General features: G+C 48.5%; 3 protein-coding genes and 1 pseudogene. All 4 read right to left on the bottom strand.

What is annotated here, in order from left to right; all coding sequences use genetic code 11:
• Nucleotides 1–608: 608 nt before the first annotated feature.
• Nucleotides 609–2,486 carry a methyl-accepting chemotaxis protein gene (locus OKC42_RS20570; protein ID WP_100654373.1) on the bottom strand — a complete coding sequence of 626 codons (1,878 nt, stop codon included), beginning with the start codon at nt 2,484–2,486 and terminating at the stop codon, nt 609–611.
• A 245-nt stretch (nt 2,487–2,731) separates the two neighbouring features.
• On the bottom strand, nt 2,732–3,772 hold the full coding sequence (locus tag OKC42_RS20565) for an IS481-like element ISAs19 family transposase (protein WP_100654372.1): 1,041 nt from the start codon (nt 3,770–3,772) through the stop codon (nt 2,732–2,734).
• Nucleotides 3,773–4,533: 761 nt separating this feature from the next.
• Entirely contained in the window at nt 4,534–6,390 is a 1,857-nt protein-coding gene (locus OKC42_RS20560) for a metallophosphoesterase family protein (RefSeq protein WP_100654370.1), read from the bottom strand.
• A 358-nt stretch (nt 6,391–6,748) separates the two neighbouring features.
• Nucleotides 6,749–7,294: pseudogene (locus tag OKC42_RS20550) on the bottom strand (transposase); the annotation flags it as partial.
• Nucleotides 7,295–7,473: the final 179 nt, after the last annotated feature.

The raw sequence follows: 7,473 nt of genomic DNA, 5'->3' as shown, positions 1-7,473 counted from the left end.
GAAACGGTCTAAATAGGCTGATTCAAGGCATTTACGGGAGAAAAAATCGGCTCAAACATGAAGAAATGAAATGACTGCGTCAGCCGAGAAGAATTTCCCCGCTTATTCGCACCTTCCTTAACAACAACATAAGTCCCATCAAAACATTCATCTTCGCCCCAAATTGCAGACGAGATAATAAAAGGGTCATACGAGGTGGGCTCGTATGACCCGCATTTTCCGCAGGCAACAACATTGCACTATCCATTCTAATATCCATAACCTTTGCATGCTCAAAAATTGAGCGGCGAATATTCAATCACATGTAAGAACTATGGCAAACGTTTTTAACGTTACTTAATGTAAGCTATGGATATATCAGTTTCATATCAACAAGATAGAGATGTAATCGGATGTTTTTAGGACGGTGCGAATGGAGTAATGAAATTATAAACGTGAGTAGGCTGATTATGATGAAGGAGCAATCAACTTGTTCGCCTCTTCCTTAGTCGATAAGCATAAAAAATCCGAAACCAAATCAAAAGGTTTCGGATTTTTACACATCAGGGGAGCGGCCTCTGGAGCCTTAACTGAGTGGCATTTGGCATATACGCCCCCTTTACTCATACTCAAATGCGGAACATACCGACCTGATTACTCAGTTCATCCGAAATATTTTTAAGTTGTTCAGAGAGATGACGTGAACTGTCTGCATCCAACGCCAGTTCGTCCGAGACATCTTTGACCGCCTGAATGTTGCGGCTTACCTCGTCGGTGACGGCTCGTTGCTCTTCGGCTGCGCTGGAGATCTGGGTCGCCATGTCGGAGATCTGGTTGATCGAGGTGGTGATCTGCTCCAGCGCATGGGTGGCGTTGTTGGCGTCATCCACGCTGTTCTGGGCCAGCTGCTGGCCTTCGTGCATGGTGCTGACCGCTCCCTGGGTATTGCGTTGCAGGGTTTCGATCATGCTGCGGATCTCGACAGTCGAGCTGTGGGTACGCTGTGACAAAACGCGCACCTCGTCGGCCACTACCGCAAAGCCACGGCCCTGTTCACCGGCACGCGCCGCTTCAATGGCAGCGTTGAGCGCCAGCAGGTTGGTCTGCTCGGCGATGCCCTGAATGGTGGAGAGGATGGTGTTGATCTCCTGAGCGTTTTTCTCCAGTTCCTGAATGATGTTGGAGGCCTGTTCCACCTGGGTGGCCAGATCGGTGATGGAGCGCTGGTTGCGGGCGATCACCTGTTTGCCATGCTCGCAACTGCTGGAGGAGCTGCGGGCCGCTTCGGCAGTTTGCTCGGCGTTGCTGGCAACATCGACCGCAGTTGCCGACATCTCATGGACCGCAGTGGCGATCTGAGTGATCTCGTTTTGCTGGCGAGCCAGCCCCTCATTGGCCTTCTCCGCCATGCTGTGGGAGGACTTGGCCTGCTGGTTGAGTTGGCCGGAGGAGTTGGAAATGTCCTGCACCATAGCATGGAGCCGCTCAATGAAGGTATTGACGTGTTTGGCAACCGCGCTCACCTCATCTTCACGCTCGATCTTGAGGCGGCGGGTCAAATCGCCGTTGCCACGGGAGAGATCGGCAATTGCCTCGCCCAGGGTTTTCAGAGGCGCTAGCGAGCTGTTGATGGCGACATAGGAGAAGCCAGCCACGATCAATATGGTGATAAGTCCCTGAATAAGTGAGGAGGTGACCATGCGGCGTACCGACTGGTAAGCGGTTTCGTCATCCACCATCATGCCGTAATACCAATTGGTGTTGGGGATCGCGTTAAAGTCAAAGACCTCTTTCTTACCGCTGATCACCAGCTCGTTGATCGTACCGTCATGAGCGATCTGATTGATGTAAGACGCGGTCAACTCGGGGGCTAGCGTTGTGGCGGGTTTCAGACTCAGGGAGGCATCGGGGTGGGCGATGATGGTGCCGTTGCTGTCGACCAGAATGGCGTAAGTCCCCTCGGTAGTGACCGTCAGAATATCCGAGATAAGGGCGCTGATAGAGACATCTCCGGCGATAACCCCCTGGGTGTTGCCACGCTGGAATGGCTCGGCGATGGTGACGATCAAACTGCCGTTAGAGACATCGGCGTAGGGCGCAGTGATGACCAGTTTACCGGCGGCAACTGCATCCTTGTACCAGGTGCGTTGACGGGGGTCATAATCGGCTGGCAGGCCGGAGGGGGTACTCTCGAGCATCTTGCCGTCAGCAGTACCGGCATAGACCCCCTCAAAGCCACCGGCATTCATGGCTTGGGCCAGATGGCTGATGGGTTCATCTTCTTTGGTGAATGCTTCCTTGGTGGTACTGACCATGCTGATGCGGGCATCGACCCAGTTGGAGATACCCTTGACGTTGGCCATGGAGCTTTCGTCAATGATGCTCCAGACCAGTCTCTGGGTTTCAGTGCGCAGTTGTGAGGTGTTGTACCAGACTTGCAGGCCGGTGATCACCAGGATGATGATCCCGATAGCCAAGACCAGCTTGTTTTTAATGGATAAGTTCATAGTGACATCCCTGTGAGCGTTAGTCTGAGTGTAGGAAAAAATTTAATTATTGTGGAATTTTAGTGGGTTATTGACTAAATCCGAAATTTTCAGCGAATCCGGGGAGCTGATCCTCTGACTCAACCAACCTAGAGAGTCAGATGGGCAAGTCCCAACAGGAGATCCCCTGTCAGGCGACAAGTGAACTGAGCGGAGCTGTACAGATCTAGTTATCACCTGACACCGGCCTCAAACCGGTGTCTTGTTTACGCTACTTTAGTGCGCACTTCCTTCGGTATCAATTTCAGACCCTTTTTGAACATGCTGTAGGGAGTCTGTCCTTCCATCATCCTGCCCTGATGTGGCCGCTGGATGTTGTAGTGCTCCAGGTAGCTATCCAGGTCTGTCTGCATCTGCTCTACCGACTCATACCAGGTTGTCCTCCCCTTGATACGGAAGTGTTCATCCAGCAGGGTACGATGTAGCCGCTCGATAAAGCCGTTGCTCTGCGGTCTGCGTACCTTGGTGGTCCGGTGCTCAATCCCCTCCAGTTGCAGGAACAGCTCGTAGGGATGATGGTCAGGGCGCCCACAGAACTCGCGCCCGTTGTTCGACAAGATGGTATAGACCCGAGCCTCATGGGCTTCGAAGAACGGCAGGACCGTTTCGTTGAGCACATGAACCGAGGTCACCGGCAGCTTGCTGGTGTAGAGCCGTCCCCAGGCGTGGCGGCTGTAGCAGTCCAGCACGGTTTGCAGATACACCTTGCCAACCCCTTTGAGTGCGCCGACGAAGAAGGTGTCGACCGCCACCAGTTCCCCGGTGTAGTGAACCTCAATTTGGCGTTCGCGAAACTCGGGGCTGAAGCGCTCGAGCAGGCGGATCTGCTCGTCATTGAGCTCAATCGTCTGTTCCCTATGGGTTTTCTCGAGGCGCAACAAGCGGTCATGCTTGGAGAGCAAGTCGTGACGTTGCCACACGCCACGCACACCGCCCGCACTGACGTTGATGCCTTGCAGAGCCAGTTCTTGCGCGACCCGCAGCGGGCCATGGGTTGGTCTGGTGAGAGAGTAATCGAGGATGGCTTGCTCAATCTCGGGAGCGACCCGGTTGGGATGAGCGCCTTTACAGCCGGGGAGTTTGTCGAGCAAGCCCTCGGCGCCATAGGTCTGGTAGTTACGGCGAATCTCGTAGAACTGCTGGCGGCTGTAGCCGATGAGCTTGCAGGCTTTTCTGACGTTATTGAGCTCTTTGGCGAGCTCTAGCAGGCTGAGTTTATGACGTGCTACTTTCTCGTTGGTGGTCATATGGTGACTCCAGATAACACGGTAGGGGTACCGTTTTGTTATCCGGTTTGAAGCCGTATGACCACTCCCTTTTGTGGGCAACTGTCAGGTGAATACCATCTCCATACAGACTGTATTTAAAAAATTTTGAATTATCAAAGTTCAATAGGTTGCCTATACCAACCAACCAACCAACCAACCAACCAACCAACCAACCAACCAACCATTCATTGACTGAAATTATATATAGTAAGTTATTGTGTAACCTGTTTTTAGGTTGTTGGAATTTGTAAAGTAATCACCAATGTTTCAATGGAGTAACATTATCTAAATGTAATAATCAGTTCAACCAGAGGTCGACCCAATAATAATCATTGCAAAAATATATAATGCTGTATGATATATGGTTATAGCTTTAGCGAATTTATTTGATACATGCGGATTTTTGTTCAAGTCTGTAGTTCTCACTGAGCTAACTATGTGGTACATCTAGGGAAGGTGCTAACAAGTCACTTGGCACAACAAAAACACACCATTCTAAATTATTGATATTAAATGGCTAAACTTTTTAGTTTTGGCACATAGGGTACTTATTCGCACCTTCCCAAGACAAATAGTAGGAAGAGTAGTTCGGCATAAATAGGTAGTATGGACATCAGTGTTGTGTCCAAATAGCAGATTAATAATGAGTATTACACTTATGCATTGTGTTTGATGGCCACAGTTAATAAAAAAACCGCTCACCATAAGGGGGAGCGGTTCGGCTGGTACGATAGGCCTAATTATTTTAGGTTTTCAAATTGGCCGTTTGTCATGTCAATCTGGATATTCAGGTCTGGTACCGGATCATAGATAATCCCTTCACCGACGGTACCTAGTAGGCCATAAATTGGCGCCAGCATTTTATCGCCAAGGAGGTTGCTGAGATCCTTGCTAGGGTCCCACTCTTGGGAAAGCGTCAAAGTCTTAAGTTTGGTGACTTCGTCTGCCAATTCCTGTTTGCTAACATTATGTTTTTGGCCATATTCACGAGCCCAGTTTAAAACAAAGCGCATTTTATCATCGATTTGTTCTGAGTTCTCTTCATCACCATGGTAATGGGCTTTGAGCACCGCACCGATCAACTGGCTGAGGGTTGTCTTATACAGCTCATTCCAGGTAAGCCCTGAATCAGCTAACACATCTGCTTCAAACAGGGGTTGCCATTCCGAATCTTGACAGATAAATTTTTGGCAATTCTCACGCTTATAGACATCCAGCATGGTTTTGGCCACAGGTTTTTTTGTTAGTGAATTGTCAAGGATCTCCAGCAATGGTCCATCAATATCAACACCGAGTGCCGCGAAAATATTTTGGCTCAAACCATCGACCAAACCAACTAAATTTGCATCAGGAACTGATTCCATAACCGTTGTGTTGTCAACATCTGTGGTTATCAATTTGTTTTTAATATCGACCAATACCGAGCGATAAGGTGCGGGATAGCTCACTGAGGCACCTGTTTGAATATCATAGATCCAACTACCATCCTCATATTGACGTTTGGTAATATCATTAGCGTGGAAGTGACCAGTAAACACAATGTTCACACCTGCTTGCGCCAAGATTTTTGATATATACTCACTGGTGCTGGTATAGAGGGTTTTGCTCTTCTTACCAGTGTATGTGTTGGTAAATTCTTCTATATAGGTGGGTACATCGATACTATCATGAAATGAGGTTTTTTCACCATCGATGACATAACCAGGGATTAAAGCACTCTTGCTAGGGAAATGTTCAATAACACCAGCATGGTTCATTGCCAGCAATATCTTTCCTTGATCTTTGGCTTCCTGTGCCTGCTGTTTAATCCACTCCAGAGTGCTCAAACGCTCAGGCGTCAGCAGAGATCCGCCAGTTTTACTATAATCCGGACTATTAGCTTGCCAGTGCTGTTGCACATCTTTGATGGAGGAGGTAATGGAGTCTATTGCGAGGATTCGCACGCCCTCTGTTGGTTCGGCAACAAAGGAGAAAGAGTTAGGGTCTCGGGCAATGGCTTCATTAAAACCAAAATCTTGGTAGAAATTATCCCAGTTCTCCATAAACATAGGTTCGCCAGTGGTGTTAGTCATATGCGGCGCCATGCTGCCAGGGACAACATTCTGCTCATTTCCTTCCAGATAGACAGCTCCTTTGGCGGTCAGGGTTTGGGTCAGGGATTCTTTATAACCATAGGGGTTATTCATATCGTGGTTACCCGGCACCACATAGACTTTGATTCCTTGTTCTCTAGCACGCTGCAAGCTTGTACGTACTTTTTTATGGTTAATTCGTTCCCCATCCTTGGTCAAATCACCTGGTACTAAAATAACGTTGGTACCGTTTTTAATCATTTCTTGAATTGCATGATCAAGTAATTCTTGACTTTGCAAAAACGCCTTGCGGTCGCTACTAATAGCGGCTTGAAACATCTCGCCATTAATATCATCCCCCATACTACCATCATATAGATGTGTATCGGTAACAATCGAAATCTTTAATGTTTGAACATTTTCGCTGTCAATATATTGGTCAGTTTGACTGTGATTGTCATTACAGCCTGCTAATAAAATGGAGCTAACTACAACACTCAATGCTAGTTTTTTAAAATGCAACATAATTACTCATTGATGATTAATTTTGGTTTGGTGAGTGCGAGAATAAGACTGCAATCTTAAGTTTTTATTACACAGTGGAGTAGCGTGTTTATAACTGCCGATAAATATGAGTTACATTCAGCTCACAGTCAGCTTTGTAATTAGCGACGATGGAAAAAGTAACAATATTGGGAAGGCGGCGTATTCTGCTTGCAGATGGTCCCTCCCGTATTGCTTTCTGGCATGACCATAAAGCATCCGACACAGGCAGTTAACTCTCTGGCCCTCGAGCAGACCGACGAGTTCATAAATAAGCTGCCAGGCCGTATTACTGAGTTGGAGGATCGCTTCAACCAGCACAGCGGCAATTCTTCCGAGCCCCCTCCAGTGTCAGGACTGAAACTGCTCCGCCTGTTCGTGGTTTCTTACTATCCGCCTGTTGATTGCCCCTGCTGGGGTTGCAAGGAGTTGTCTCATGGTAAGCTTTAGCGGAGTGCATTAGGTGTTTGATACGCCCCAGCTTGCGCCGCCGCAGAGGGTTGAGCAAGGTGGGCAACACCTCGGCATCATGGACATTTTCCAACGAGACTTCCGCCGTCACGATATCGTGGGTCACCGGCTCTACTGCCAGATGCAACTTGCGCCAGACTCGCCACCATGTTTTCTGATCTTCTACTCGCCTTCAGCAAACACCTTCAACCCGGTTGAGTCGATAACCAAGACGGTAATGCGGGTTGTCGATAAGTCACCGTCACCGTGCGTGCTAACCTGCTGACATAGCTATACCCGTTGTGAGCAGTGGCACATTCATCAGCTCTAACATGGAGTCGTATAGTCCCTGAGTAGCCCGCATAGTGAGGTTGAAAATCCCCTTAACAATCAGGAAAGTGACGATGATCTGATCGGTGTAGAACTGGCTACGCCCGTAGTCCATGATTCTCTTGGACTGTTCTGTCAATTCGGATATGATTTGTCTCGGCTGACCAGCCAGACTTTCGCACGAGTCAAAATGGTTACTACTCTCAAGCCACATGATCTCAACCTCAAATCCTCACCTTGGATGGATTAAACGTGCGATGTATACCCCAGGGTAGGACTAGGAGA

The organism is Aeromonas sp. Y311-2 (assembly GCF_027706025.1).
Classification (GTDB): domain Bacteria; phylum Pseudomonadota; class Gammaproteobacteria; order Enterobacterales; family Aeromonadaceae; genus Aeromonas; species Aeromonas veronii.
This window is presented reverse-complemented; position numbering and strand designations above follow the sequence as displayed.